We start from the raw sequence: 26,102 nt of genomic DNA, 5'->3' as shown, positions 1-26,102 counted from the left end.
ACGCGCCGGAGACTCCGGTGCCGCGAGTTACCGGGGAACGCACGTGATCAAGCGAGTTACCGCCATCGCCCTGGCCACCGGGGCGGTGGTCTTCGCGCTGGCCGGATGTGGCAGTTCGGACGATTCCAGTACCGACGCAAACGGTCTGCGCAAGGGCACGACGGGTACGAGTACGCCCGCGAGCACCACGGCCGCGCACCCGACCGGTACCGCACCGACCGCGAGCGCCGACGCACCGACCACCACCAAGACCACGGCGAGCAATTCCTCGCTCGGCCCGGCGTCCAGCACGAGCTGCGGTGAGTTCAAGAAGTTGGACAGCACCGAGGAAAAGACGCTGATCGAGAAGGTGCTCGCGGAGAATCCGGGCAGTGCGTTCGAGGGCAGCCCGAATGTCGCCCTCGGCACCGCCAAACTCGTGTGCCTGGCCCCCACCTACGCTGACACCCCGGTCGCGGTGGCCGCCGGGATCGTCGAAAAGGACAAGTAGGAGAACATTCACAAAGGTTGATTGCCGGGCGAAATCAGCGGACCGAGGCACTCGGCCGCCGACTTTCCGCACGTCCAGCCATCGATCCGACAGTCCGGCGCCAACCGCACGCGCGCGCGGGCAGAATGGCACGGTGGCAGAACTGGCGCTCACCGCGCGACTGAACCCCTCCGCCGCCGATGCCAGGCGCGGGGTGGTCCGACTGCATCCGGAGGCGCTGACCGCGCTCGGGCTGCGGGAGTGGGACGGGATCGCGCTGGTCGGGTCGCGGCGCACCGCGGCGGTGGTCGGGGTGGCCCCGGCCGGCACACCGGCCGGGGTGGCGCTGCTGGATGACGTCACGCTGTCCAATGCCGGACTGCGCGAGGACGCGAATGTGGTGGTGTCACCCGCGACGGTCTACGGCGCCAGACAGATCTCGGTGAGCGGTTCGGTCCATGCCACCAGGACCATTCCGGCGGCGACGCTGCGGCAGGCACTGCTCGGCAAGGTGGTGACCGTCGGCGACGCGGTATCGCTGCTCCCCCGCGATCTCGGCCCCGATATCAGCTCTTCGGCTGCCACCCAGGCACTTTCGCGCACCTTCGGCATTGCGTGGACCACCGAACTGCTGACCGTCACCGCGACCGATCCCGGACGCGCTCCGGTGAGCGTGCAGCCGAATACCGCGGTCGTATGGGGTGCGGGTGCGGTGGCGGCCCGGGATTCCGCCGATCGGGCAGCGGCCGGGATACCGAGCCCGACCGGTGAGACCGCCCGCGGCGTCACCGAGGCCGCGGCCATGCAGACCATGGCCGCGACCGACGGCGCGGGCGCGGGCTGGGGTACGACGATCGGTGCATCCGCCATCCCGGTCGAGGATCTGGCAGGGGCGCACGGGCAGGCCGCGAAACTACAGGAATGGCTCAGCCTCGCACTCGATGAACCGGAGCTGCTGAAGGCCCTCGGCGCCACCCCCCATCTCGGGGTATTGATCACCGGTCCGGCCGGGGTCGGCAAGGCCACCGTGGCACGCGCGGTGGCCGCGCCACGGCGCATCGTCGAACTGGACGGCCCGACGGTCGGCGCGGCCGAGAGCGGCGCGCGGTTGCGCGAGGTCGCCGCCGCGGTGGCCGAAATCTGTTCCGGACGTGGCGGAATCCTGCTCATCACCGATATCGACGCCCTATTGCCCGCACCGGCCGAACCGGTCGCCACCCTCATCCTGGATCAGCTGCGCGCGGCCGTCGCCGCACCCGTCGTCGCCTTCCTCGCCACCACGGCGCATCCGGCCGGTATCGATCCGCGACTGCGGGCGCCGGATCTCTGCGATCGCGAGCTCGCACTCACGCTGCCGACCGCGGCGGTGCGCAAGGCGCTGCTGGAGCAGTTGCTGCGCAAGGTGCCGACCACGGATCTGAAGCTCGACGAAATATCAGCGCGCACACCGGGATTCGTGGTCTCGGATTTGGCCGCGCTGTGCCGGGAGGCGGCGCTGCGGGCGGCATCGCGAGCCAGTAAACAGCATTCGGAGCCGGAGCTGACGCAGGCGGATCTGCTCGGCGCCACCGAGGTGATCCGGCCGCTATCGCGTTCCGGCACAGAGGAACTCGCGATCGGCAGCCTCGGTCTCGATGACGTCGGCGATATGGTCGAGACCAAAGCGGCACTGACCGAAACGGTGCTGTGGCCGCTGCGTCACCCGGATTCGTTCGCGCGCCTCGGCATCCATCCACCGCGCGGCGTACTGCTCTACGGCCCGCCCGGCTGCGGCAAAACGTTCCTGGTGCGCGCGCTTGCGGGTACCGGCCAGCTCAGCGTGCACGCGGTCAAGGGTGCGGAGTTGATGGACAAATGGGTCGGCGCATCCGAACGCGCGGTGCGCGAATTGTTCCAGCGCGCACGCGATTCCGCACCATCGCTGATCTTCTTGGACGAGGTGGACGCGCTCGCGCCGCGCCGCGGTCAGAGCAGTGATTCCGGTGTCGGCGATCGCGTGGTCGCGGCACTGCTCACCGAACTCGACGGTGTGGAACCGCTGCGTGATGTGGTGGTCCTCGGCGCGACAAATCGCCCAGAACTGATCGATCCGGCACTGCTGCGGCCCGGTCGCCTGGAACGCCTGATCTTCGTGCCGCCGCCGGATGCCGACGCCCGACTGGAAATCCTGCGAGCCGCCGGAAAGTCGGTGCCGCTGGCCGCCGATGTCGACCTCGCCGCGCTCGCCGCCGACTTGGACGGCTATTCCGCGGCCGATTGCAGTGCCCTGCTGCGCGAGGCCGCATTGGCCGCCATGCGCCGCGATGTGGCGGCCGCCGATGTCACCGCCGCGGATATCGCCGCCGCCGCGGCGGTGGTGCGGCCGTCACTCGATGCCGATCAGGTCGAGTCACTGCGCCGGTACGCCGATAGCCGGCGATAGCCGTTATCGATGGACACAAACCCCGGTAATCGGCATCTTCCTGGGGTTTCAGCAAATCCGACATGTCCATGCGATGTGGGCGTAATCACAAGATCCCGGGTTGAGCGCGAGTAAGTTCGACGAGGTGCACAAGATCGGCAATGCGGTCGACACGATCACGGCCTGCCTCGGGGCTGCGGTCGCGGGCGTCGCGATGTTCCTGCCGATCAACTTCAGCTGGACCGTGGAGACCTCGCCGTATCGGCTCGCCAGCCTCAACAACAGCGTTCCGCGCGGGGCCGCGATCGGGGTGATCGTGGCGGTCGTCGTCGCGGTGCTGGTGACCACCTACAGCAAGCCGATGGTGGCGTGGGCGGTGGCGCTCGGCGCCGCGTTCAGCATGGATATCAACCACTTTGTCGGACGCCATGTTTCCTCGGCCGACACGCTGACCACGCAGAACTATCTGGATTCGATCCTGGCCGGAGTGCTGCTCGGCGCACTGGGCGCCGCGGTACTCCGACGACCGGGTCCGGCAGCCGGATTCGCGATCGGCGGCGCGGGATTCTTCGTCTACGGCGATTTGGCCGAATTATTGGAGACCACCGACGGCGATCCGTATTCGGTGCTGGAGACACCGCCGCGCTGGCTGCTCGGGGTGGCGGTGGTGTTGCTCATCTTCAGTACGCTGCGCAACCGATCCCAGCCCAAGCATCCGAGTTCACTGACGACGGTTATCGAACTTCCGGTGACGCCGATCCTGGCCTCGATGGTGCTGGCACTGGTGATCCTGGCGGTTACCGAATGGCTGGCGCGGCAGTATCAGCACGCACCCGATGTCGGTCACGCGGTCGAGATCGGGATGGCGGTGGCCGCGACCCTCATCGCCGCCACTGCCGCGGCCATGCTGCTGCCCGGCCGGGACGGGTCCGGGGTGTATCTCGCGGTGAGTCTGGTCGCCGCCGCCGACGCGGTCGGCGGTGACTCGAGGCCCGGTTGGAGTATCGCCGCGCTACTCGTGCTCACTGCGCTCGGGCTGCTGGTAGGGCGCCGCCTGCCCTCGATGTTCATCGCCATCTCGCTGATCGCCGGGCTCGCGGTATTCGCGATGGTGAAATCGGCCAACAACCAGGGCTTTGTGATCGCGGCCAGCAGCGCCATTGTCGCCCTTGCGGCCGGTTACTGTTGCGGCGCCGCCTGGCCCCGCTACGCGCCGAGCGGCGTACTCGCGATCGCGGCGCTGTATCTGCCCTCGATAATCACCGCACTGCCGCACGACTCCGCCGAATGGCCACCGGCCGGGAGTGCCAACCACCAAACGCTGGCGGGCCGGACTGCGCTCGCCATCGTCTGTGGCTCGGCCCTCGGTCTGGTGGTACTGCGCCGAATCCGGCCGCGCAGCCGACCGAAACCGGACCACCCCGTTGCAGGCGAATCAGTAGCGGACATATAGCCCAATCGCGCGGAGATGGCATACGCCATACCCGCTCGGCCGATGAAAGTCCCAGGTCCTGGGTAACATCATTCGCATCACGCCGCCGCACCTACCCGCCGGAGTGCAGTTTGCTCGCAATCCTGCTCGCGCTCGCGATGGCCGCACTGGCCGCTCCCATGTGCGTGCGAATGTTGGGACGCAACGGTTTCTATGTACTCGCACTGGTGCCGTTCGGCTGCCTCGGCTGGGTGATCGCGAATTGGGGTAGTACGCAGCGGGTTCGGGTCGGCTGGGCGCCGAGTATCGAGATGAACATCGATCTGCGCTTCGACACGCTGGCCGCGATCATGTCCGCGCTGGTACTCGGCATCGGAGCGCTGATTCTGGTCTATTGCGCCCGGTATTTCGAGGACGACGAACCCCGGCTCGGGGTATTCGCCGCACAGCTGGTCGCCTTCGCCGCGGCCATGTTCGGGCTGGTCACCAGCGATAATATGTTGCTGCTCTTCGTCTTCTGGGAAATGACGACGGTGCTGTCTTTCCTATTGGTCGGCCACAACGCCGAACAGGCCGTCAGTCGACGGGCGGCGATTCAGGCGCTGTTGGTGACCGGCGCGGGTGGGCTGGCGATGCTGGTCGGGATCGTCATCCTGGGGCAGGTCGGCGGCAGTTATCTGCTGTCGGATCTGCTGGCCGGGCCGCCGACGGGCGGCGCGGCGACGGTCGCGGTGGTGCTGCTGCTGGTCGGGGCGTTGAGCAAATCGGCCATCGTGCCGCTGCACTTCTGGCTGCCGGGCGCGATGGCGGCACCGACACCGGTCAGCGCGTATCTGCATGCGGCGGCCATGGTGAAGGCGGGTGTGTATCTGGTTGCCAGGCTCGCACCGGCGTTCGCCGGTAGCCCGGCCTGGCATCCGCTGATCCTCACCCTCGGCGTGGCGTCGATGGTGCTCGCGGGGTTGCGGTCGCTGCAGGTGACCGATCTGAAGCTGGTGCTCGCCTTCGGGACGGTGAGCCAGTTGGGGTTGCTGATCCTGTTGGTCGGGATCGGCACACCCGATGCGGCCTTGGCCGGAGCGGCATTGATCGTGGCGCACGCGCTTTTCAAGGCGTGTTTGTTCATGGTGGTCGGGATCATCGACCACGGGGCCGGGACGCGCGATCTGCGGGAGTTGTCGGGGCTGGGTCGTCGGGCTCCGGTGCTGCGCGCGGTCGCCGTGCTCGCCGCGCTCAGCATGGCCGGAATACCGCCACTGCTCGGATTCGTCGGCAAGGAGAGCGCGCTCGGCGCGCTCCTGGACGCGGATATCCTCGCCGAACCCGCCAGGTTGGTGCTGACCGCCGGCGTGGTGCTCGGATCCATATTGACGGTCGGCTACAGCATCCGATTCATCTGGGGCGCCTTCGCGGACAAGGGGCTACCGCCCCTGGCGCCGGATGCCGATAGCGGTTCGCACGGGCGCGGTCACTGGCATGCGCCGGGCGCGACATTGCTGGGCGCGCCCGCGTTGCTCGCGGTCGGCAGCCTGGTCGCCGGCCTTGTCGCACCATGGCTGGATCGGCTGCTGAACCCCTATGCGAAAACCCTTCCCGGCGTGCTCAACTCGCATCTAGCACTCTGGCACGGGTTCAATACCCCACTGGCACTGACAATTCTGGTCATCTGCGCGGGCATCGTGTTGTTCCGCATGCGCGGTCGCATCGGCGAATCCGCGACTCTGCTCGGTAATGCCGACCGCGCCTACGACGCCACCCTGCGGGGCATGGACCGGCTGTCGCTGCGGATGACCGGTGCCGTACAGCGCGGTTCGCTGCCGCTGAGTCAGGCGGCGATCCTGGTGACGCTGATCCTGCTGCCTGCGGTGCTGCTCGCGGTCGGTACCCGCACCGGTATTCGCCTGCGCCCGTGGGATTCGCCGTTCCAGGCGGCAATCGCCGCGATCATGGTCGCCATGGCGTTGTGCGCGACCGTGCTGCGCAACCGATTGGCCAGCGTGTTGGTTGTCGGTGTCACCGGCTACGGCTGCGGTGTGATCTTCGCGCTGCACGGTGCGCCCGATCTGGCGCTCACCCAATTCCTGGTCGAAACACTGACTCTGGTGTTCTTCGTGCTGGTACTGCGCGCGTTTCCTGCCGAGATCGAAGCGAGCCGGACAGCCGCATTCAAAGTGCGCAGGGCCATCCTGTCCGTGCTGGTCGGTGCGACGGTGGCGGTGCTGGCCGCCTTCGCCATCGCCGCGCGCTCGACCGAACCCATCTGGCACCTGATCCCCGATGCCGCATACACATTCGGGGGCGGCAAGAACGCGGTCAATGTCCTGCTGGTCGATATCCGGGCCTGGGACACCCTGGGCGAGATCTCGGTGCTCGTCGTGGCGGCGACCGGTGTCGCGTCGCTGGTATTCCGCCATCGGCGCTTCGGCAGCGCCCCGCGCGCGGTGGATGCCCCGAACTACGATCCGGACCTGGTGAGCTGGCTCCCCGCGGGCCGGTTGGTGGATCGGCGCTACCGATCGATGGTCCTGCAGATCACCACCCGGTTGGTCTTTCCGACCATCATGGTGCTGTCGGTGTACTTCTTCTTCTCCGGCCACAATGCCCCCGGCGGCGGTTTCGCGGGCGGGCTCACCGCCGGACTCGCGCTGACGCTGCGCTATCTCGCGGGTGGCCGCTATGAACTCGGCGAGGCACTACCCGTCGACGCGGGACATCTGCTCGGCGCCGGACTTGCGCTGGCCGCCGGAACCGCGGCCGCCTCGCTGCTGGTCGGCGCGCCGCCGCTGTCCTCGGCGCTGCTGCAGGTGACGCTGCCGGTGATCGGGCACGTCAAGGTGGTGACCGCACTGCTGTTCGATCTCGGTGTCTATTTGATCGTGGTCGGCCTGGTCCTGGACGTGCTGCGCAGCCTGGGCGCCCGGCTGGACAGCGAACTTGCCAGCGCCGAGGACGAATCCGCCTCGCCGCGAGGAGGTTTCCAGTGAGCGTGAATCTGACCCTGCTGATCCTGATCGGGATTCTCGTCGCGTGCGGGGTCTACCTGATCCTCGAACGTGCGGTGTCGAAAATGCTGCTGGGCATGATCCTGTTCGGCAATGCGGTGAATCTGCTGATCCTCACCGTCGGCGGGCCGCACGGGCGACCACCCATCCGCGGCGAGGCCGACCAGGCTGGCCAGGAGATGGCCGATCCGCTGGCGCAAGCGATGATGCTCACCGCCATCGTGATCACCATGGGCCTGGCGGCCTTCGTGCTCGCGCTCGCCTATCGCTCCTACATCCTCACCACCACCGAGAACGTGCAGAACGAACCGGCGGACGTCGAGGTCGCCGCCCGGCGCGAGGGCGAGGATCCGGAGCATTGAGCGATCCGCTGACCACGCTCGCACCGCTGCCGGTCCTGGTGCCATTGCTCGGGGCCGCGGGCACATTGGTGTTCGGACGACGGCCCCACATCCAGCGCACGCTGATGTTGGGCGCGCTCGCCGCCGTGGTCGTCATCTGCGCGATGCTGTTGTATCTGGTCGACCGCGATGGCACCACCGCCCTACAGGTCGGCGGCTGGGCCACGCCGATCGGCATTACGCTGGTGGTCGACCGGCTCTCCGCGGCAATGCTGCTCGTCTCCGCGATCGTCTTGCTCGCGGTCTCGACCTACGCTGCGGGCCAGAATATTCGCGACGGTGACGAGCGGCAGCCGACCTCGATCTATCGGCCCACCTATCTCGTACTCACCGCGGGTGTTTCGGCCGCCTTCCTGGCCGGCGATCTGTTCAACCTGTTCGTCGGCTTCGAAATCCTGCTCGCCGCATCCTTTGTGCTGCTCACCGTCGGCGCGACCGCGGACCGGATCCGGGCGGGTATCGCATACGTGATGGTCTCGATGGTGTCGTCGCTGATCTTCCTGACCGGTATCGCGCTGGCCTACGCGACCACCGGAACACTGAATCTGGCCCAGCTGGCCGTGCGAATGGGCGAGGCGCCCAATGGCATTCGGATGGCCGTCTACGCGGTGCTGCTGGTCGCCTTCGGCATCAAGGCGGCGGTCTTCCCGCTGTCGAACTGGCTGCCCGACTCCTATCCCGCCGCTCCCGCCCCGGTAACCGCCGTATTCGCGGGCCTGCTGACAAAAGTCGGCGTGTACGCGATCATCCGGACCCACACGCTATTGTTCCCCGACGGCGGCTTCGACGACATACTGCTCGTCTGCGGCCTGCTCACCATGCTGATCGGCATATTGGGCGCGATCGCGCAGAGCGATATCCGACGGCTGCTGTCGTTCACGCTGGTGAGCCATATCGGGTACATGGTGTTCGGCATCGGACTTTCCACCGCCGCCGGACTGTCCGGCGCGGTGTTCTATGTGGCGCACCACATTCTGGTGCAGACCGCACTGTTCCTGGTGGTCGGCCTGATCGAGCGGCAGGCGGGCTCGGTATCGCTGCGCCGACTCGGTGGTTTGGCGACGGCGAGTCCGCTGCTGGCCATCCTGTTCCTGGTGCCCGCCTTGAATCTCGGTGGCATACCGCCGTTTTCGGGATTCATCGGCAAGGTCGCCCTATTGCAGGCGGGCGCGGCGGATGGCAGCGTACTGGCCTGGGTGCTGGTCGGGGGTTCGGTGGTGACCAGTCTGCTCACGCTGTATGCCGTCGCGCGGGTGTGGAGCAAGGCGTTCTGGCGGCCGCGCGCCGAGGCACCCGAGGGGCATCTCACCGCGGCGAAACCGCCGACCCTGGTGGAGGATTCGACCGATGTGCGCTATGACGAGCGCACCGATCCCGGACGGATGCCGCTGCTGATGGTGCTGTCGACGACAGCACTCGTGGTGGCCGGTCTCTGTCTGACCATATTCGCCGGTCCGGTCCTGCGCATTGCCGATCGAGCGGCAACGGACCTGAGCGATCCCACGGTGTATGTCGGTGCGGTGCTCGGCAGTTCGTCCGAACACGGCAAAGTGATCAAGGGGCCGATCCGATGAGCGAGCGAAGCCTATGCGTGGTGCGGTTATGAGTACCGGCGCGGCACGCTTGCTGCCCAGCCGGGCGACGGCGGTGCGGATCGGCGTGCTGCTGTGGCTGACGATCGTCTGGTTGATGCTCTGGGGCGATCTCAGTGTCGGCAACGTCTTGGCCGGACTCGGCGTCGGCGCATTGATCATGCTGACCTTGCCGCTGCCCCGGGTCCCGGTATCCGGGCGGTTGCATCCGGTGTCGCTGGCCGAATTGATCATTGTCAGTGCGTATTACGCGCTGGAATCCAGCCTGCAGGTGGCCTGGTTCGCGGTGCGTCCGGCGCCACCGCCGGTCTCCGGCGTGCTCCGGGTGAATTTGAGTATGCGATCGGATCTGGTGCTGGTGTTGTGCGCCGACGTGCTCAATCTGATCCCCGGCACGATGGTGCTGGAGATCGACCGTCAGCGCTGTGCCATCTACGTGCATGTGCTGGATGTGAGCAGCGAGGCGGCGGTCGATACGTTCTACCGGACCACCCGGCGGCTGGAGCGGCTGCTCATCTCGTCGTTCGAGCGCCCCGCCGAATGGCGTTCGGCCAGTAGAACTTCCGATCCGGAGGTGGAATCGTGATCGTTGTCGCCATGGTGGCGGGCATCATGCTGACGGTCGCCGCCGTACTCGTCAGCTACCGCATACTCGCCGGACCGGACACCCTGGACCGGGTCGTCGGCATCGACGCGCTGATGGCCATCGCCGCCTCCGGACTCGCGGTCTGGGCCGCATACACCGACGACACCACGGTCGTGCCGGCGATCGTGGCGCTGGCCCTGGTCGGCTTCCTCGGCTCGGCCGCGGTCTCCCGATTCCGGGTCAGGGATGACGTATGAACCTGTGGCACTTGGCCGCCGGAGCCCTCATCCTGACCGGCGCGACACTCGCACTGACCGCATCCATTGCCATCGTGCGCTTCCCCGACACCCTCTCGCGCATGCACGCCGCCACCAAACCTCAGGTGGTCGGTCTGGTCCTGGTGCTGGCGGGCACGGCGATCCAATTGCGCGGCCACGGCAATATCGGGCTGCTGGTGCTGGTCGGCCTGTTCACCCTGCTCACCGCCCCGGTGATCGCCCACTTGATCGGCCGCACCGCCTACCGGGAACAGCGCTACCGTGACGGGCTGCGGCGCGTCAATGAACTGCCCGACGACACCCGCTGAGCCGCATCAGGATCGGACCGGAATCGGCTCCTCGGCCGCGCTCACCGGCACCACGGCGAACCAGGTCGCGTGGAATGCGGCGGCCATGGCGGCCAGCAGCGCGAGTACGACAGTCCCGGCCAGCACGGGATATTCGGCCATCGAGACCGCGAGATAGCGGAAGGCCAGCAGCAGTGTGCCGAGGATCGCCGCGCCGAACAGGACCAGCCGCACGCGGAACCAGCCCCAACCGCGTTCGGGATCGCGCAGCACGGAGTCGACGGTCAGGCACAGCACCGCGCCCGCGACCAGGTCGACGCCGTAGTGGTAGCCGAAGCCGAGGGTCGCGGTCAATGTCGCGAGCAGCCAGAACGCGCCGAGGCAGCGCAACCACAGCGGAGCGCGGGAACCGTCGGTGTCGCGGCGGGTGTGCAGAAAAACCGACAGCGCCCATGCGGTGTGCATGGAGGGCATGCAGTTGCGCGGTGTGAAGGCGTCGAAGGGCATCGGCGCCGGATTGCGGTCGACCGGTGGGATGACACCGGGCCAGAAGTTGCCCACCTGCAGGCCGTGGCCGTCCGCGCCGAAGGCGAACATCGGACCGACCACCGGGAAGATCACATAGATGACCGGGCCGAGCAGTCCGAGCACCAGGAAGGTGCGCACCAGATAGTGACTCGGCCAAATACCGGTCGAAACCACCCGGCGCAGCTGCCACACCGCGACAACGATCGCTGCCACCGGAAGTTCGATATAGACCCAGTGCAGTACCGCGTAGACGGCCGGTCCGAGTGCGTCCACCACCCGACCCATCACCCAGGACGGATCACCGAGCGCGTGGTCGGCGAGCGCCACATAGACGTCGTAGACCTGTGGGCGGCTGACCACCGTAACGTGCAGCCACACATCACCGACCTTGGTGGCCAGGACCAGCAGTGCGCCGAGGGCGGCGGCGTGCAGCGCATTGCGCCGCTCGACCCCGCGCCAGCGCAATCCCGCGACCAGCGCCAGACCGGTCAGCACAATGGTCGGACCATTGCCGATGGCGAACGATGCACCGCTGAGCAGTCGAATACCCGCCCACACCGCATCGATACCCGCCGCGATGCCGACCGCGATCATCCTGCGGCGCTGGGAGATTCCGACCAGGGCCAGGATCAGTCCGGCCCACGGCACCGACATGGACTTGGGCGTACCGACGTAGTCGTGCCACAGACTGCCGAGCGGACCCTCGAAATCGTGCCCGATCGAACCCAGCTGCAGGGCGATGAGCAGCACCGGCACCGCCGCGATCGCGGCCACCACCCAGATCCGCGAGCGTAGCGCGCGCACCCGCTCGATGCGGCTGCCACGGCTGTCCTTTTCGAGCGCTTTGCGAGCTATCGCTACGCGTTGACCCGGATCTTCGACAAGCACATCGACCATAGTAAACGGGGGATGAACGCCATCCCCCTGGCCAACTGAACGTCAGCCGACCGTTCACCCCGGCCGAACTACTGGTCCAGCTCCTTGACCAGGGCATCGACGACCGCGACCAGATCACCCTGTGTGCTCGCGGCCACTTTGCGCTGGCGCTGATAGGACGCACCGCGCTGCGGGATCTCCGCCACGAGCGCGAGTTCGTCCGCACATCCCAGCCGCTTGGCGGTCGGCTCCAGCCGGTGCAGCAGATCCGTCAGATCGTCGGTGACCAATCGCTCGTTGCTGTCGTCATCGACAATGACGATCGCGTCCAGGCCGTAGCGGGCGGCCCGCCACTTGTTCTCCTGGACATGCCACGGCGGAATGGACGGCAGCACTTCACCGTTCTCGAGACGCTGATCGAGGTCGACGATCAGGCAGTGGATCAGCGCGGCCATGGCCGCCAGCTCCGCGCGGGTCGAAATCCCATCGCAGACCCGCACCTCGATGGTGCCCCATTTCGGCGCCGGCCGGATATCCCAGTGCATGCCGCCGAGCTGCTCGAAGACCCCGGTCTTCATCTGGTCGTGCACGAAATGCTCGAACTGCGTCCAGTTTTCGAATTGGAACGGCAGACCGGCGGTCGGCAGCTGCTGGAACATCAGCGTCCGGTTGCTCGCATAACCGGTATCCGCACCGGCCCACATCGGCGAGGACGCGGACAGCGACAGCAGGTGCGGATACGACAGCAGCAGCGAGTTCAGAATCGGAAAGACCTTCTCGCGGTGCGAGACTCCGACGTGCACATGCACGCCCCAGATCATCATCTGGCGGCCCCACCACTGGGTGCGATCGATCAGCTCGTCGTAATGCGCTGAGCGCGTGAGCTGTTGGGCCGACCACTGGGCAAACGGATGGGTGCCCGCACAGAACAGATCGACGCCGAGCGGATCGGCGGCACGGCGCACGGTATCCATGGTGCCGCGCAGATCATCGACCGCCTCGCCGACCGAGTTGTGCACACCGGTGACGAGTTCGACCGTATTGCGCAGCAATTCCTTGGTGACCTGCGGTGTGCCGTCATAGGCACGCAGCTCGCCGAGCGAATCGAATACGGCCGCAGCGGTATTCGACAGATCGCGGGTCACCTTGTCGACGAGTGCGATCTCCCATTCGATACCGATAGTGGGCCGGGGCGAGCCTGGGAAGGGAACCCGCGCGATTGCTGTCCCGGCCATATCGGTGAACCTTGCTACTGGATGACGCCGCAAGCGACGCGGCCACCCGCGTCGCCGGTCGCAAGAGTGGTCTCGTCCGGACCCGCGACACCGTCGGCGCGGACATAACGATTGGGGATATTGCCGAAGTTGTCGGCGTCGGCGTGGATCATCAGGGCCTTGCCCTTGATGTCGTCCAGGGTCACCGCATCAGTGGTGGTGACCAGCTTGGCCGAACCGTCCGCACGGACCTCGAGCGAGGTCAAATCGCCGCTGGCCGGATGCGCATTGGCACTGCCGACCTGCAGGTGGCCACCGGCGGAGAGGAAGTCACCCGCGGGACCGCCGGTGGGCGCGACCGAATTCGGCTCGCACTTGCCGACCTGGTGGATGTGCAGGCCGTGAAAGCCCGGACGCAAACCATGCGCCTCGACGCTGACCTGCAGGTGGTTACCGTCCTTGGTGATATTCGCGACGGCGACCGAGGCGCCAGCGGGGTCTTTCAGGTCGACCTTCACCCCCGGGTTCGCGTTCGGGGCGCCCGTCTCAGTGCCGAACTCGCCCGCGGGCGGGGCGGAAGCACCCGTCCACACCGGGGGCGTTGTTCCCTTGACTTCGCTCGATTCCTGACTGTTCGAACAGGCGGCAAGGCCGAAGACCGCGACAGCGAGCACCGGGGTCACAGTCCGCCAGGACGGGCGACGAGTTGTGTACGGGGCCATCGGGGGAACTCCTTTACGAGTACCGAGTTTACGAGTAAAGCTGGGTGGACACGTTCGTTACCGGACAAGATGATGCCACGCCCGCCGTGTCGTACCGTGACAGGGCCGTGTCGCGGCGAGGCGGTATTCATTTCGCGACGCTCCTGGGACCTCATGGTCACGCTCGGGCTACCGCCTCCCGGCCCATCACTCGGGCCGAGATACACCTCAGTTGCCCGTGACAACCACCGTGACACCCGAACCCGAACCGGCGGCTCGCGGCTCGGCGGTCACGCCCAGTTCGTCGGCAATGGCCAGTGCGGCCTCTTTCTCACCGGGGCTATTGCCGTAGTACACAGTCGTATTCGAGATATTCGGGCCGGGATAGTTGCCGACCTCGGCGACCGTCCAGCCGTTTGCGGTGAGCTCATTCGCCGTGCGCCCGGCCAATCCGGCGACCGTGCTGTTGTTCAGAACCCGCACCGGCACCGCGCGATTCGCCGTTGTGGTCGACGGGGTCGTCGTCGGCGTTGTGGTCGACGACGTAGCGGCCGGTTTTGTGGTCGACGCCATCGGAGTGGTCGTCGCGGCCGCCGTGGTTGCCGCGACCGTCGTGGTTGCCGCGGCCTGACCCGTGGTTGCGGTGGTCTGCCCCATTGCCGCGGTCGAGGATTCACCCGCCCCCGAGGTATCGGAGTCCGAACTCGATAACGACATCGCGCCGAGTCCGGCGAACACGATGGCCAGCGCGATCAACACCATCGCCAGCGCGCGCAACGGCGGCCCGCCGGGGGTGGGATTCGAGTTGCTCACGTAAAAGACCCTATCCGCAAACCGAGCCCTGTGGTCGTTGCGCGGGGCCCGCTCTTACGGCGGCGCGTCATACCTGGAAGCCGAGCCTCCGGGCGGCTCGGGCCTTCTGCCTGCTCGCCCGCAGTCGCCGCAGCCGCTTCACCAGCATGGGATCGGCGGCCAGCGCCTCCGGCCGGTCCACCACCGCGTTGAGCACCTGGTAGTACCTGGTCGGCGACATGCCGAACAGCTCACGAATGGCCTCTTCCTTGGCACCGGCGTACTTCCACCATTGCCGTTCGAAGGCCAGAATGTCGTGCTCGCGACGGCTGAGACCGTCACTGCCATCGCCGACCTGCGCGGCCGTGACATCTTCGCTCGCAGAAGGGCCGTCCTGGATCGCGGACAGATTCCGAGCCGCTGCGCCGTCCATCTTGCTCCCTCGCCGAGTAAGAACCACCAGACGAAAAATGATGCTCATACGTCGCGGATCATTCAACCACGGGCTCGAGGGATTGCCCCACCTTCGGTGCGGCGTGTCCATACCGGCCGGTAGCGAGTCGCAACGACGCGTTGTCGGGCGCGCGAACGCCATCGGCAATAATTGACGCCATGGCTATCCTCCCCATCGTGATCGTCGGTGATCCCGTACTGCACAATCCGACCGAACCGGTCACCCAGACGCCGGAGGAGCTGGCCGAGCTGATCGCGGATATGCACGACACGCTCGATGCCGCCAATGGCGTCGGGCTGGCCGCCAACCAGGTCGGCGTGCCGTTGCGGCTGTTCATCTACGACTGCCCCGATATCGATGAGAAGGGTGCGACCGTACGGCGCAAGGGTGCGGTGATCAACCCGGTGCTGGAGACCTCGGAGATTCCGGAGACCATGCCGGACCCCGACGATAACGACGAGGGCTGCCTGTCGGTGCCCGGCGAGCAGTTCCCCACCGGCCGCGCCGACTGGGCGCGCGTCACCGGAACCGATGAGCACGGCAATCCGGTCGATATCGAGGGCAAGGGTTTCTTCGCCCGCATGCTGCAGCACGAGGTCGGACATCTCGACGGCTATCTCTATGTGGATGTGCTGATCGGCCGCAACGCCCGCGCGGCGAAGAAGGCGATCAAGCGGAACGGTTGGGGCACACCGGGACTCAGCTGGATTCCCGGTACGGTGCCCGATCCGTTCGGACACGATGACTGATCCTTCGGCAGCGGAGTCGGCGCAGCGACCAGATCGGGCGGGCCAACCGGGCGATTCGCCATTGCCCGATATCCAACTGGGTCGGCGCGTTGTACTGCGGTATCGGTTGCCGGCGGGTTATCCACAACCACTCACCGATGTGATCGGCGAATTGGTTTCACTGGATCCGCCGACGGTGCGCGGCGCGGACGGACAGGTCGTCGCGGTTGCCCCCGATCGCGTGGTGGCGATGAAAGCGTTGGGGCCCAGGCCGATTCGCACCAGGGAGATTCGCGCGCTGGAGGCCGCCGCGGCATATGGCTGGCCCGGAATCGAGCAGGCATGGATCGACGGGTGGCTGTTGCGTGCCGGGCACGGATACACCAACCGCGCCAATTCCGCTGTGCCGCTCGGCAGTTCGGACGGTCCGGCGGCGCTCGGTGTGGATACGCTGCAGCGGATCGGCGAGTGGTACACCGCGCACGGGCTACCGGTCCAACTCGCACTGCCCGATCGACTCGCCCCACTGCCGCCGGGCTGGCGCAGTCTGCGGGAGACCCGGCTGCTCGCCATCGATATCGAGAATTTCGTACTGCCGCAAGGACCGCCGATGGTGCGCATCGCACCCGCGCCCGATGCCGCGTGGCTATCGATGCACCGGCACGGCGGCGAAGACCCTGCGGCACAGGCGGTTTCCACACCGCCGGTGGTCGAGGTATTGACGGCGGTGCACGACGGCGAGGTGGGATTCGCCTCGCTCGGCCTGCCCCGGCCCATCGCGATCGGCCGCGGCGCGCTCACCACCGCGCCGGATGGCCGCCGCTGGATCGGTCTGACCTGCGTCGCGGTGGCGGCCGAGCACCGCAGACACGGACTGGGGTCGCTGTTGTGCGCGGAGCTGATCCGCTGGGGGGCCGACCGCGGCGCCACCCACGCCTACCTCCAGGTCGAGGCCGAGAACACCGTGGCCATCGCGGTGTACCACGAATTGGGTTTCCTCGACCACCACACCTACCGCTACGCCACGCCGGACGGGCCTCGCTGAACCAGTGGTCCTGCGGTAGAACAGAGCTATAACCCATTGTGAAGGAAGGCATCCGTGCGTCTCGCGACCTGGAACGTCAATTCGATCCGCTCCCGCCTCGACCGGGTCGCGGACTTCCTCGATCGCCAGGACATCGATGTGCTCGCGATGCAGGAAACCAAATGCCGTGATGACCAGTTCCCGTTCGAGCGCTTCGACGAACTCGGCTACGAGGTCGCCCATATCGGGCTGAACCAGTGGAACGGCGTGGCCATCGCCTCCCGCATCGGCCTGGACGATGTGGCCGACGCCTTCCCGAATCAGCCCGGCTTCGATAAGGACGCGGGCGAATCGCTGATCAGCGCGCCGATCGTGGAATCGCGCGCACTCGGGGCGACCTGCGGCGGGGTCCGAGTCTGGAGCCTCTACGTCCCCAATGGCCGCACCCTCGACGACCCGCACTACACCTACAAACTGGAATGGCTTGCCGCCCTGCGCGATAACGGCGCCCAATGGCTCGCCGACAATCCACAGGCCCAGATAGCCCTGGTCGGCGACTGGAATATCGCGCCGACCGACGACGATGTCTGGTCCGTCGAATACTTCGCCGATAAAACCCACACCTCCCAGCCCGAACGCGACGCCTTCAACGCCATTGTCGAAACCGGCTTCGCCGACATCATGCGCCCCTTCGCCCCCGGCCCTGGCGTCTACACCTACTGGGACTACACCCAGCTGCGCTTCCCCCGAAAAGAAGGCATGCGCATCGACTTCATCCTCGGCTCCCCCGCCCTCACCGCCCGCGCCAAGGACGCCCTGGTCGACCGCGAGGAACGAAAAGGCAAGGGCGCCAGCGACCACGCCCCGGTAATCGCCGAATTCACCGACTAGGGGGCGTCGCCGGATTCCACGAGGTCGTGGCACGCGGTATCTCCGGCCCGAGCTGTCCGACAGATCGCTCCAGGTGACAAGCGTTGGCCGGTGACCCGATCAGATATGCGGTCTCCAGTGGTTACCCGTCGTCATTCGGTGAGGTGGATCGCGTGATCAGCGGACCCAGTCCTTCAGCGGTTCGGTGTCCAACTTGATATCGAGCGGCTTCGGGAGGTTCACCATTGCGCCGAATGACACGGTCTCCACGCGCTTGTAACGGTCGTCCACGGGCTCACTGTGGACGACTACCGCGCACAACTCGCGGTCGATCAGCAAGTAGATCGGTATGCCGGTGCTCGCATAGGCTTTCGGCTTCTCCTGTCGATCCCGGCGCTCGGTGTCCTGATCGTGTGAAGTCACTTCGACCACCATCACCACAGGACTCGGATCAGCCCATTCTGGTTGTCCGGCGAATACGCCACTCGGCGCCAATGCACCATCCGGCCTAGCCCTTCCGGCTCGATAGGCGTCGACCTTCAGCCCCTGTTCTTGGAACAGCCACAAGTCGGGTCGCAAAAGTAGGCAGGCCCGGATCAACCACTCGATAATGCAGCCATGGTCGCCGTCCGGCACTGCTTTGACCCCCAGCTTCCCGTTGATGAACTCGAGCCGCACACCCTCAGCGATATGATCCGCCGCCCGGGCGAGTTCCTCGAACTCCTCGGTCGTCATGAGCGACTCTTGCACGGCGGTCATGTCCTAACGATATGGGGCGCGACGGACAACAGGAGGTCAAACCCAATACAACGCCAGGATATCGCTGTCGGAGCGGCGAGTCGCTCTCCGATAACGATTTGTGTCGTCAACAGGGTTTGGAAGGCGCGGGCCTGCTCCGGGAAGACCGCGACATTCGGCACATGGTCGAACTTTTCGAAGACCGGTCGCAGTCGCGGAAGCGAATTCGGCCGAGTCCACTGCTCGGGCGCTCGGACGCGACTTCATTCGCAAATGTAGAATTATTGTTCTCCGATGTAGGAACCCGATCCTCAGGCTCGGGACCAGCGTGAACGCACGGTACAGCGCTGATATCTTGGTCCGCATGGGTAGCGAGACGGCGGTGCGGCCACGGCAGCGGGCTCAGCATTTGGGCCCCGAGCGTCGCCGACCCCAGGTGCTCGACACCGCACTGGCGATCGCCGTCGAACACGGCATCGCGGCGGTCACCATGGCCGCGATCGCCGAACGGATGAATGTGACCCGGCCCGTGGTGTACGCCTGCTTTCCGGATCGCGTCGAACTGATCGAGGCACTGATCCAGCGCGAGGAGAGCTTTCTCATCGGCGGACTGCTCGAGGTGCTGCCGCCCCGCGATGTCGATGCGGGTGAGACCGTATTCATCGACGGCTTCTGCGCACTGCTGGAGAAGGCGGCCGATCGGCCCGATGCGTGGCGACTGCTGTACGGCAATCCCGATCCCGCCGTTGCGGATTCATTCGGGCGCGGCCGCCAACTCGCCGTCGAGCGCTGCACCACACTGCTGCGACCGACACTGCGCGCATGGGGCACCGCGGACGCCGACCACAAACTGCCGGTGCTGGTGGAACTGTGGGTGTCCGCGGGCGAGGGCGCGGTGCGCACCCTGCTCACCGGCGAGGGCGACTGGGATCCGCAGCGCCTCGGGGCATTCGTCGGCTCGGCCGTATACCGCGCGCTGCGCCACGCCTGAGCAAAACGCCACCGATTGCGCCAGACTGGCCCGACTGGTGGTCGACAATTGTTCAGCAGTTAGCCCTATCACTAGACGGAATGCCGCAGAAGGCGGCCCTGGACCGGCAAAATGTCCACCGATCCGGCCCTGTACCCCACCACCGGGCACTACGATGGGGGCATATCCAGCGGTCCGGCGGAGGTGCGGTCATGGCGTTTTATCGGCAGGTGGGAGCGGTGCCGCCGAAGCGGCACACGCAGCATCGAGACGACCAGGGACAGCTCTATTACGAAGAGCTGATGGGCGAGGAAGGCTTCTCCGGCGATTCCTCGCTGCTCTATCACCGCGGTCTGCCGCCTGCCATCGTCGACTCGACGGTCTGGGAGCTGCCGGACCAGTCCCTGACCCCGAATCATCCACTGCGCCATCGCCATCTGCGGCTGCACCAGCTGTTCCCCGGCGATACTCCGGCCGAAACCGATCCGGTCACCGGCCGACGGGTGCTGCTCGGGAATGCGGATGTGCGGATCTCCTATGTCGCGGCCAAGGGCGCCTCACCGCTGTACCGCAATGCGATCGGCGACGAGCTGGTGTACGTGGAATCCGGTGCCGCCGTTGTCGAAACGGTCTTCGGTACCATCCCCGCCCGACAGGGCGACCAGGTCCTGATTCCGCGGGCGACCACGCACCGCTGGTTACCGACCGGCCCGGAACCGCTGCGCGCGTATGTCATCGAGGCGGCCGGCCACATCACGCCACCCAAGCGCTATCTATCGAAATTCGGTCAGCTGCTGGAACATTCGCCGTACTGCGAGCGCGATCTACACGGCCCGTCGCAGCCGTTGATGGCCACCGGAACCGATATCGAGGTGCTGGTGAAACACCGTCCCGGCGGTCGCGTGGTCGGCACTCGGATGATCTACGCGACGCATCCCTTCGATGTGGTCGGCTGGGACGGCTGCCTGTATCCGCTCACCTTCAATATCTCCGATTTCGAACCGCTCACCGGCCGGGTGCACCAGCCGCCGCCCGCCCATCAGGCCTTCGAGGGCGTCAACTTCGTGGTGTGCAATTTTGTACCGCGCAAGGTCGACTACCACCCGCTGTCGATTCCGGTGCCGTACTACCACTCCAATGTCGACAGCGACGAAATCATGTTCTACTGCGGCGGAAACTATGAGGCGCGTAGGGGTTCGGGCATCGGCCAGGGATCGGTGTCGGTGCATCCCGGCGGCTATGCGCATGGTCCGCAGCCGGGCGCGTACGAGCGCAGTATCGGCATCGACTTCTTCGACGAACTCGCGGTCATGGTCGACACGTTCCGGCCGCTCGAACTCGGTGAGGGCGCGCTGGCCTGCGAGGATCCCGGATATGCGTGGACCTGGTCGGGTCGCGGACCACAGTCCGACGGACACCGGCGATCCGATCAGCGCCCGCACGCGGACCAGCGTCGTGGGCCCGCATGAAGACCCGCCTCGAAGTAGCCGACGACGACCTCTTCGGCCCCCGCAATCTCCCCTACGGGGTCTTCGCACCCGAGGGCGAGGATTTTCGTGTCGGCGTCCGGATCAGCGAGTACGTCATCGATCTGGCTGCGGCACTGGAGGATCCGATATTCGCCGAGCCGAGCCTCAATGCCTTCATGGCGCAGGGACCGCGTCGTTGGCGCGAGGTGCGCAACCGAATCCGCGAGCTGATCGATACCGAATTGCCCACGGCCGCCGTGCACCTACTGCATGATGTGCGGACCGAGCTGCCGGTGCAGATCGGCGATTACGTCGACTTCTACGCCAGCATCGACCATGCGACGAACCTCGGCAGACTGTTCCGTCCCGATTCCGAACCGCTGCTGCCCAATTGGCGATATCTGCCGGTCGGATATCACGGACGCGCCGGCACCGTGGTGGTCTCCGGCACCGATATCGTGCGCCCGCGCGGCCAACGCCGAACACAATCCGGCACACCGGATTTCGGACCGACACAGCGTCTCGATATCGAGGCGGAGCTCGGCTTCCTGGTCGGGGTCGGTTCCGAACTGGGCACCCCCATCGATATCGACGAGTTCGCCGAGCACGTCTTCGGCGTCGCGCTGGTTAACGATTGGTCCGCACGTGATATCCAGGCCTGGGAGTATCAGCCGCTCGGCCCCTTCCTCGGCAAATCCTTCGCGACGTCAATGTCGGCCTGGGTCACCCCGCTGGCCGCATTGGAGGAGGCCCGCATACCGCTGCCGGAGCAAGTGCCCCAGCCGCTGCCCTATCTGCGGGGCAGCCAGCCATGGGGATTCGATATCGATCTGGCCGTGCGCTGGAACGGCCAAACCGTCGCGCACCCACCGTATGCCCGGATGTACTGGTCACCGGCGCAGATGCTGGCGCATCTCACCGCGAATGGCGCCGCCACCCGCACCGGCGACCTCTACGCCTCGGGCACCATCTCCGGACCTGTCCCCGACCAGCGCGGTTCGTTCATCGAATTGTCCTGGGGCGGAGCCGAACCCCTCACGGTGAACGGCCTGCACCGCACCTTCCTCGAGGATGGCGACGAGGTGGTCATCACCGCCTCGGCCCCGGGTCCGAATTCGCATCGCATCGGCCTCGGCGAGGTCCGCGGTCGCATCTGGCATGCCCGCAACGCACCATAACGCGATCCCACGCGCGCGATCGTCGGGTACCGCGAGGGCAGGTCGAGTGGCGCATAGCTCGTGGCTACCTCGTACGCGGTACGGCCTACGAGGTAGCCAATGGTTATGCGGCAAAGTACCGAGGTGGCGGCGTGCGGGACTGCGTGGGTTTGCGGAGTGATGCGGTGGCCGGGTGGCTGCGTCGACTCGGACGCCAGCATCGACTACGGCGATGAAACGCCGCAGATCTTCGGTGAGTGTCTCGATCATATCGGGAGTGCCGCCGTCGTCGTGATGGTGTAGCCAGTCCGCGACGAGTTCGAAGATGCCGCCAATGGTGGCTAGCGCCAATGCGATTCGCCTGTGCTGTACCTCCCGGCGCCGCTCGTCCCCGACCGGATACCGGACCGGTCGGGGAGGAGCTCACACCCAGTGCTCATCGTGTTTCAGTCCAGGCAGAACTCGTTGCCCTCCGGGTCGGCGAGCACGATGTGACCAGCGTCCAAGCCGCCCGGCTCGATACGGCTGAGTCGCGTTGCACCGATCGTGACGAGCCGGGTTGCCTCGGCTTCCAACGCGGTCATCCGTTCGTCGCCGGTCAGACCGGGCGCGGCGCGGATATCCAGGTGTACACGGTTCTTCGCGGTCTTCGGTTCGGGCACCTTCTGGAAGAACAGCCGCGGCCCCGAGCCATCGGGATCGAGGATGGCCGACCGGTCGTTGTGATGCTCCGGCGGTACGCCCCAGGCAGTCAGCGCGGTCGTCCAATCCGGAAAGCCCGCGGGCGGCGGCTGCAGGTGATAGCCCAATGCCTCCGCCCAGAACGTCGCCTGCGCACCGGGATCGGCACAGTCGTACGTCACCTGGAACTCCTTGCCCATCACGGCTCCAATCTGTCGGCGATCTGTTCGGCCTGGATACAACCGGCATCTTCGCACCCACCACTGACAAACTCCGCGCGAGCGAATAAGTCGGGCCCGATCCGCACCTTCGGATCGGGCCCGCTCACGTCCATGAGTGCGGCAAGGTCACCGCCGCGGACGAAACTACGAGACCACGGGCAGGTACACCTGGGCGCCGTGGTCGGCGAACTCGGCGGACTTCTCCGCCATCCCCGCCTCGATTGCTTCGGTCTCCGAAAGTCCCTGGCGCGCGGCATATTCCCGGACGTCCGCGGAAATGCGCATGGAGCAGAACTTCGGTCCGCACATGGAGCAGAAGTGGGCGGTCTTGGCGGGTTCGGCGGGCAGGGTTTCGTCGTGGTACTCGCGGGCGGTATCCGGGTCCAGCGACAGCGCGAATTGGTCGCGCCAGCGGAATTCGAAGCGCGCCTTGGACAATTCGTTGTCCCGGTCCTGGGCGTGCGGGTGGCCCTTGGCGAGGTCGGCGGCGTGGGCGGCGATCTTGTAGGTGATCACGCCGACCTTGACATCGTCCCGGTTGGGCAGACCCAGATGCTCCTTGGGGGTGACATAGCAGAGCATCGCGGTACCGGCCTGGGCGATGATCGCGGCACCGATGGCCGAGGTGATGTGGTCGTAGGCGGGCGCAATATCGGTGGCGAGCGGGCCGAGGGTGTAGAACGGCGCCTCCTCGCACAACTCCTCTTCCAGCCGAACGTTCTCCACGATCTTGTGCATCGGCACGTGCCCCGGACCCTCGATCATCACCTGCACGCCATGGGATTTCGCGATCTTGGTCAGCTCGCCGAGGGTGCGCAGCTCGGCGAACTGCGCCTCGTCATTGGCGTCGGCGATGGAGCCGGGGCGCAGGCCGTCACCGAGGGAGAAGGTCACGTCGTAGCGCGCCAGGATCTCGCAGAGTTCGGCGAAGTTGGTGTACAGGAACGATTCCTGGTGGTGCGCCAAACACCATGCGGCCATGATGGATCCGCCGCGCGAGACGATGCCGGTGACCCGCTTGGCGGTCAGCGGCACATAGCGCAGCAGCACACCGGCGTGCACGGTCATATAATCGACGCCCTGCTCGCACTGCTCGATCACGGTGTCGCGGTAGATCTCCCAGGTGAGTGCGGTCGGATCGCCGTTCACCTTCTCCAGCGCCTGATAGATCGGCACGGTGCCGACCGGGACCGGGGAGTTGCGCAGAATCCACTCGCGAGTCTCGTGGATGTTCTTGCCGGTGGACAGATCCATAATGGTGTCCGCGCCCCAGCGGGTGGCCCACACCATCTTCTCCACCTCCTCCGCGATCGAGGAGGAGACGGCCGAGTTGCCGATATTGGCATTGATCTTCACCAGGAACTTCTTGCCGATAATGGTCGGCTCCAGCTCCGGATGCTTGTGGTTGGCCGGGATGACGGCGCGGCCAGCGGCCACCTCGTCGCGCACGAGCTCGGCGCGCACGCCCTCGCGCGCGGCGATGAAACGCATCTCGGGGGTGATGATGCCCCGACGTGCCCAGGCCAGCTGGGTCGGCGGACCGTCGACCTCGGGCTTGGCCCAGCTGTCGCGCAGCTTGGGCAGCCCCGCGTCCAGGTCGATGGTCGCCGCCTCGTCGGTGTACGGGCCCGAGGTGTCATAGACGTCGAAGTGCTCGCCATTGGTCAGATTGATCCGACGCACCGGAATGCGCAGGTCATCGACCTGCTGGTAGTGCTTGACGCTGCCTTCGATCGGACCGGTGGTCACGGAGTCGACAGGAGCGGAGCCTGCGGAACGACCCGCGGACGCAGTTGTGCCCATTCGATTTCCTCCCTACGCCAGCATTACCTGGTCAGGTTCATACGGTCGACGGCCCTGAACGCCCGGATTGGGCTAGCCGTCCTCTCAGCCCGCTGGTGCGAGCCCCCGTTGGGTGTGAAATTTTCCCGCCCGACGATACCTTTCCACGTCCGCATCCCGCCCGGCGATCGGAGGAACATACAGCGAAGCGCGGGACGGGCAAGGGCGCGCCGGTAGATTCGACAAGGTGAAATTCACCCTGGAGGTAGATCTGGATGTCCTGCCCGAGGGCGTCCCAGCACCTGCCGATCTCGCCGATGAGCTCGGTCGCATCCTGCGCTACTGGGGCGGCAACGTAAAGCACTACCAGCTGATCGAGGGCGACGGTTCGGCCATCTACAACTCCGGATACCGCGAGGTCGGCTCCTGGCAGATCAGCTGATTCTCAGTAGGACTGGAGTTCGATAAGTGCGCCTTCCGGATCGCGCAGATGCGCGGTCCGCAGATTCGGCCCCCACTCCGGACGATCCACCGCCCCGGCAACCAGCGTCGCGCCGTTGCGCAGACATAGCGCGACACCGGCATCGACATCGGCCACCCGGCACACGAACATCACCGCGTCCTGCGCGGGCGCCGGGGTGACCGGCAGATCGGTGGTGCCAGCGACCTGGGCCATGGCAGCGCGGTCGAAGAGCACCAGGACTGCCTGGTCGTCCACATCCCAGTTCGCGTACGGGCCCGCCGCGGTGCCCTTGATCAGCTTCGCGCCGACCAGCTCCGGGAGGACGGCGCGGTAGAACTCGAAGCATTCGGCGAAGCGGGTGACGAGCAGTCTCGGGTACAGGGCGTCCACGATATCTCCTATTTAGTAGGTGCTCACCTATCGTAGGACCGGCCCTATAATTTGTCGCATGGAATCCGCGCGGGCCCTGCCGCCGAGCCTGCTCGGGCTCGACACCTACCTGCTGTCACGTGTCGGCAAGGTCGCGCGCGGCCGATTCGCCGAGCGGCTCGCGGCGCGCGGACTTCGGTTGTGGCATATGGCCGTACTCGCCGCGCTGGCCGATTTCGGCACGCATGTGCAGCGTGATCTGGGGATCCGGCTCGATATCCACCCCAGCGATGTGGCGAAGATCGTCGATGAGTTGGCCAGTGCCGGTCACGTCGAACGCACCCGCGATCCCGCCGATCGCCGCAGAATGTCGGTGCGGATCACCAGGTCCGGCCGGACGGCACTGCGGGCGCTGGACAAGGAGGCCGGGCAAGTGCGCGAGGAAATCCTCGCACCGCTCAGCCGGGACGAACGAATCATGTTGTCGGACATGATGCGTCGGCTGTTCGAGCACACCCACCCGGACGCCGTCGCGGATTGACACCGGGCACCGTTACGCGCGGGCCCGGCCACAGTGGTTTCAACCGGGATCGCGCCCCGGCACACGCGCCACCGCG

At 66.4% G+C, this 26,102-nt stretch carries 26 protein-coding genes and 1 riboswitch; of the genes, 17 read left to right on the top strand and 9 right to left on the bottom strand.

All coding sequences use genetic code 11. The features are described from left to right. The first annotated feature begins 43 nt into the window (after window positions 1-43). From ABZ293_RS10305 to mnhG, 9 genes are all read left to right on the top strand, one after another. Window positions 44-490 carry a hypothetical protein gene (locus ABZ293_RS10305; protein WP_355179230.1) on the top strand — a complete coding sequence of 149 codons (447 nt, stop codon included), beginning with the start codon at window positions 44-46 and terminating at the stop codon, window positions 488-490. 133 nt (window positions 491-623) lie between these two features. Next, entirely contained in the window at window positions 624-2,891 is a 2,268-nt protein-coding gene (locus ABZ293_RS10300; protein WP_355179228.1) for an AAA family ATPase, read from the top strand. Window positions 2,892-2,991: 100 nt separating this feature from the next. Then, window positions 2,992-4,323, top strand: a complete 1,332-nt coding sequence (locus ABZ293_RS10295) for a hypothetical protein (protein ID WP_355179226.1) — start codon at window positions 2,992-2,994, stop codon at window positions 4,321-4,323. A 110-nt stretch (window positions 4,324-4,433) separates the two neighbouring features. Next, a complete protein-coding gene (locus ABZ293_RS10290; RefSeq protein WP_355179224.1) occupies window positions 4,434-7,286 on the top strand; it encodes a Na+/H+ antiporter subunit A in 2,853 nt (950 codons plus the stop codon). Then, on the top strand, window positions 7,283-7,666 hold the full coding sequence (locus ABZ293_RS10285) for a Na(+)/H(+) antiporter subunit C (RefSeq protein WP_355179222.1): 384 nt from the start codon (window positions 7,283-7,285) through the stop codon (window positions 7,664-7,666). The genes ABZ293_RS10290 and ABZ293_RS10285 overlap by 4 nt, the downstream gene beginning before the upstream one ends. Further along, window positions 7,663-9,279, top strand: a complete 1,617-nt coding sequence (locus tag ABZ293_RS10280; RefSeq protein ID WP_355179220.1) for a Na+/H+ antiporter subunit D — start codon at window positions 7,663-7,665, stop codon at window positions 9,277-9,279. The genes ABZ293_RS10285 and ABZ293_RS10280 overlap by 4 nt, the downstream gene beginning before the upstream one ends. A gap of 28 nt (window positions 9,280-9,307) precedes the next feature. Next, the gene (locus tag ABZ293_RS10275; protein WP_355179218.1) at window positions 9,308-9,883 is read left to right on the top strand and encodes a Na+/H+ antiporter subunit E; all 576 of its coding nucleotides are present in this window, start codon (window positions 9,308-9,310) and stop codon (window positions 9,881-9,883) included. Further along, window positions 9,880-10,140 carry a monovalent cation/H+ antiporter complex subunit F gene (locus ABZ293_RS10270; protein WP_355179216.1) on the top strand — a complete coding sequence of 87 codons (261 nt, stop codon included), beginning with the start codon at window positions 9,880-9,882 and terminating at the stop codon, window positions 10,138-10,140. Before ABZ293_RS10275 ends, ABZ293_RS10270 begins: the two co-directional genes overlap by 4 nt. Further along, on the top strand, window positions 10,137-10,469 hold the full coding sequence (gene mnhG, locus ABZ293_RS10265; RefSeq protein ID WP_354955513.1) for a monovalent cation/H(+) antiporter subunit G: 333 nt from the start codon (window positions 10,137-10,139) through the stop codon (window positions 10,467-10,469). The genes ABZ293_RS10270 and mnhG overlap by 4 nt, the downstream gene beginning before the upstream one ends. 6 nt (window positions 10,470-10,475) lie before the next feature. On the opposite strand, the gene ABZ293_RS10260 is transcribed toward mnhG, so the two are convergent. The 5 genes from ABZ293_RS10260 to ABZ293_RS10240 form a co-directional block, all read right to left on the bottom strand. Continuing rightward, complete coding sequence (locus ABZ293_RS10260) at window positions 10,476-11,780, bottom strand: DUF5933 domain-containing protein (protein ID WP_355179614.1); 1,305 nt, start codon at window positions 11,778-11,780, stop codon at window positions 10,476-10,478. A 161-nt stretch (window positions 11,781-11,941) separates the two neighbouring features. Further along, entirely contained in the window at window positions 11,942-13,087 is a 1,146-nt protein-coding gene (locus tag ABZ293_RS10255; RefSeq protein WP_355179214.1) for a glutamate--cysteine ligase, read from the bottom strand. 14 nt (window positions 13,088-13,101) lie between these two features. Continuing rightward, window positions 13,102-13,788, bottom strand: a complete 687-nt coding sequence (locus ABZ293_RS10250; RefSeq protein ID WP_355179212.1) for a superoxide dismutase family protein — start codon at window positions 13,786-13,788, stop codon at window positions 13,102-13,104. A gap of 207 nt (window positions 13,789-13,995) precedes the next feature. Next, the gene (locus ABZ293_RS10245) at window positions 13,996-14,529 is read right to left on the bottom strand and encodes a LytR C-terminal domain-containing protein (protein WP_355179612.1); all 534 of its coding nucleotides are present in this window, start codon (window positions 14,527-14,529) and stop codon (window positions 13,996-13,998) included. A gap of 118 nt (window positions 14,530-14,647) precedes the next feature. Then, a complete protein-coding gene (locus tag ABZ293_RS10240) occupies window positions 14,648-14,992 on the bottom strand; it encodes a DUF3263 domain-containing protein (RefSeq protein WP_355179210.1) in 345 nt (114 codons plus the stop codon). 179 nt (window positions 14,993-15,171) lie between these two features. On the opposite strand from ABZ293_RS10240, the gene ABZ293_RS10235 reads away from it, so the two are divergent. Genes ABZ293_RS10235 through ABZ293_RS10225 form a run of 3 tightly spaced genes read left to right on the top strand, consistent with a single transcriptional unit; the run spans window position 15,172 to window position 17,656 of the window. Then, the gene (locus tag ABZ293_RS10235; protein ID WP_355179208.1) at window positions 15,172-15,762 is read left to right on the top strand and encodes a peptide deformylase; all 591 of its coding nucleotides are present in this window, start codon (window positions 15,172-15,174) and stop codon (window positions 15,760-15,762) included. Further along, the gene (locus ABZ293_RS10230) at window positions 15,755-16,786 is read left to right on the top strand and encodes a GNAT family N-acetyltransferase (protein WP_355179206.1); all 1,032 of its coding nucleotides are present in this window, start codon (window positions 15,755-15,757) and stop codon (window positions 16,784-16,786) included. Before ABZ293_RS10235 ends, ABZ293_RS10230 begins: the two co-directional genes overlap by 8 nt. Before the next feature lie 54 nt (window positions 16,787-16,840). Next, window positions 16,841-17,656, top strand: coding sequence for an exodeoxyribonuclease III (locus ABZ293_RS10225; RefSeq protein WP_354955501.1), 816 nt, complete (start codon window positions 16,841-16,843; stop codon window positions 17,654-17,656). 156 nt (window positions 17,657-17,812) lie between these two features. On the opposite strand, the gene ABZ293_RS10220 is transcribed toward ABZ293_RS10225, so the two are convergent. Continuing rightward, window positions 17,813-18,394 carry a Uma2 family endonuclease gene (locus ABZ293_RS10220; protein WP_355179204.1) on the bottom strand — a complete coding sequence of 194 codons (582 nt, stop codon included), beginning with the start codon at window positions 18,392-18,394 and terminating at the stop codon, window positions 17,813-17,815. 343 nt (window positions 18,395-18,737) lie between these two features. Here ABZ293_RS10220 and ABZ293_RS10215 point away from each other — a divergent pair, with 343 nt between their 5' ends. The 3 genes from ABZ293_RS10215 (at window position 18,738) to fahA (ending at window position 21,990) form a co-directional block, all read left to right on the top strand. Further along, window positions 18,738-19,364, top strand: a complete 627-nt coding sequence (locus ABZ293_RS10215; RefSeq protein ID WP_355179202.1) for a TetR/AcrR family transcriptional regulator — start codon at window positions 18,738-18,740, stop codon at window positions 19,362-19,364. Window positions 19,365-19,555: 191 nt separating this feature from the next. Then, entirely contained in the window at window positions 19,556-20,812 is a 1,257-nt protein-coding gene (locus ABZ293_RS10210) for a homogentisate 1,2-dioxygenase domain-containing protein (RefSeq protein WP_355179200.1), read from the top strand. Continuing rightward, window positions 20,809-21,990 (top strand): fumarylacetoacetase, encoded by a 1,182-nt coding sequence (gene fahA / locus ABZ293_RS10205; RefSeq protein ID WP_355179198.1) that lies wholly within the window; start codon window positions 20,809-20,811, stop codon window positions 21,988-21,990. Before ABZ293_RS10210 ends, fahA begins: the two co-directional genes overlap by 4 nt. 425 nt (window positions 21,991-22,415) lie before the next feature. On the opposite strand, the gene ABZ293_RS10200 is transcribed toward fahA, so the two are convergent. Next, window positions 22,416-22,850: a VOC family protein gene (locus ABZ293_RS10200; RefSeq protein ID WP_355179196.1), complete on the bottom strand. Its 435-nt coding sequence runs from the start codon at window positions 22,848-22,850 to the stop codon at window positions 22,416-22,418. Window positions 22,851-23,015: 165 nt separating this feature from the next. Beyond that, window positions 23,016-24,674 (bottom strand): phosphomethylpyrimidine synthase ThiC, encoded by a 1,659-nt coding sequence (gene thiC / locus ABZ293_RS10195; protein WP_355179194.1) that lies wholly within the window; start codon window positions 24,672-24,674, stop codon window positions 23,016-23,018. Next, window positions 24,667-24,793: riboswitch (TPP riboswitch) on the bottom strand. (Overlaps the previous gene by 8 nt.) A 107-nt stretch (window positions 24,794-24,900) precedes the next feature. Between thiC and ABZ293_RS10190 the strand changes: the two genes are divergently transcribed. Continuing rightward, entirely contained in the window at window positions 24,901-25,095 is a 195-nt protein-coding gene (locus tag ABZ293_RS10190) for a hypothetical protein (RefSeq protein WP_355179192.1), read from the top strand. 3 nt (window positions 25,096-25,098) lie between these two features. Here ABZ293_RS10190 and ABZ293_RS10185 read toward each other — a convergent pair whose 3' ends face one another. Further along, the gene (locus tag ABZ293_RS10185) at window positions 25,099-25,506 is read right to left on the bottom strand and encodes a VOC family protein (RefSeq protein ID WP_354955488.1); all 408 of its coding nucleotides are present in this window, start codon (window positions 25,504-25,506) and stop codon (window positions 25,099-25,101) included. A 58-nt stretch (window positions 25,507-25,564) separates the two neighbouring features. Between ABZ293_RS10185 and ABZ293_RS10180 the strand changes: the two genes are divergently transcribed. Beyond that, complete coding sequence (locus tag ABZ293_RS10180; RefSeq protein WP_355179190.1) at window positions 25,565-26,026, top strand: MarR family transcriptional regulator; 462 nt, start codon at window positions 25,565-25,567, stop codon at window positions 26,024-26,026. Window positions 26,027-26,102: the final 76 nt, after the last annotated feature.

Origin of the sequence: Nocardia sp. NPDC005998 (assembly GCF_040614395.1) — a bacterium.
Lineage (GTDB): Bacteria > Actinomycetota > Actinomycetes > Mycobacteriales > Mycobacteriaceae > Nocardia.
Note: the sequence above shows the minus strand (reverse complement) of the source record. Positions and strands in the feature narration are given on the sequence as shown.

What these genes read in the sequence shown, in the direction of transcription:
- ABZ293_RS10275 (WP_355179218.1), top strand. Translation starts at nt 9,308, where the DNA reads ATGAGTACCGGCGCGGCACGCTTGCTGCCCAGCCGGGCGACGGCGGTG.
- mnhG (WP_354955513.1), top strand. Translation starts at nt 10,137, where the DNA reads ATGAACCTGTGGCACTTGGCCGCCGGAGCCCTCATCCTGACCGGCGCG.
- ABZ293_RS10255 (WP_355179214.1), bottom strand. Translation starts at nt 13,087, where the DNA reads ATGGCCGGGACAGCAATCGCGCGGGTTCCCTTCCCAGGCTCGCCCCGG.
- ABZ293_RS10250 (WP_355179212.1), bottom strand. Translation starts at nt 13,788, where the DNA reads ATGGCCCCGTACACAACTCGTCGCCCGTCCTGGCGGACTGTGACCCCG.
- ABZ293_RS10245 (WP_355179612.1), bottom strand. Translation starts at nt 14,529, where the DNA reads ATGGTGTTGATCGCGCTGGCCATCGTGTTCGCCGGACTCGGCGCGATG.
- ABZ293_RS10240 (WP_355179210.1), bottom strand. Translation starts at nt 14,992, where the DNA reads ATGGACGGCGCAGCGGCTCGGAATCTGTCCGCGATCCAGGACGGCCCT.
- ABZ293_RS10235 (WP_355179208.1), top strand. Translation starts at nt 15,172, where the DNA reads ATGGCTATCCTCCCCATCGTGATCGTCGGTGATCCCGTACTGCACAAT.
- ABZ293_RS10230 (WP_355179206.1), top strand. Translation starts at nt 15,755, where the DNA reads ATGACTGATCCTTCGGCAGCGGAGTCGGCGCAGCGACCAGATCGGGCG.
- ABZ293_RS10220 (WP_355179204.1), bottom strand. Translation starts at nt 18,394, where the DNA reads ATGACCGCCGTGCAAGAGTCGCTCATGACGACCGAGGAGTTCGAGGAA.
- ABZ293_RS10215 (WP_355179202.1), top strand. Translation starts at nt 18,738, where the DNA reads ATGGGTAGCGAGACGGCGGTGCGGCCACGGCAGCGGGCTCAGCATTTG.
- ABZ293_RS10210 (WP_355179200.1), top strand. Translation starts at nt 19,556, where the DNA reads ATGGCGTTTTATCGGCAGGTGGGAGCGGTGCCGCCGAAGCGGCACACG.
- fahA (WP_355179198.1), top strand. Translation starts at nt 20,809, where the DNA reads ATGAAGACCCGCCTCGAAGTAGCCGACGACGACCTCTTCGGCCCCCGC.
- ABZ293_RS10200 (WP_355179196.1), bottom strand. Translation starts at nt 22,850, where the DNA reads ATGGGCAAGGAGTTCCAGGTGACGTACGACTGTGCCGATCCCGGTGCG.
- thiC (WP_355179194.1), bottom strand. Translation starts at nt 24,674, where the DNA reads ATGGGCACAACTGCGTCCGCGGGTCGTTCCGCAGGCTCCGCTCCTGTC.
- ABZ293_RS10180 (WP_355179190.1), top strand. Translation starts at nt 25,565, where the DNA reads ATGGAATCCGCGCGGGCCCTGCCGCCGAGCCTGCTCGGGCTCGACACC.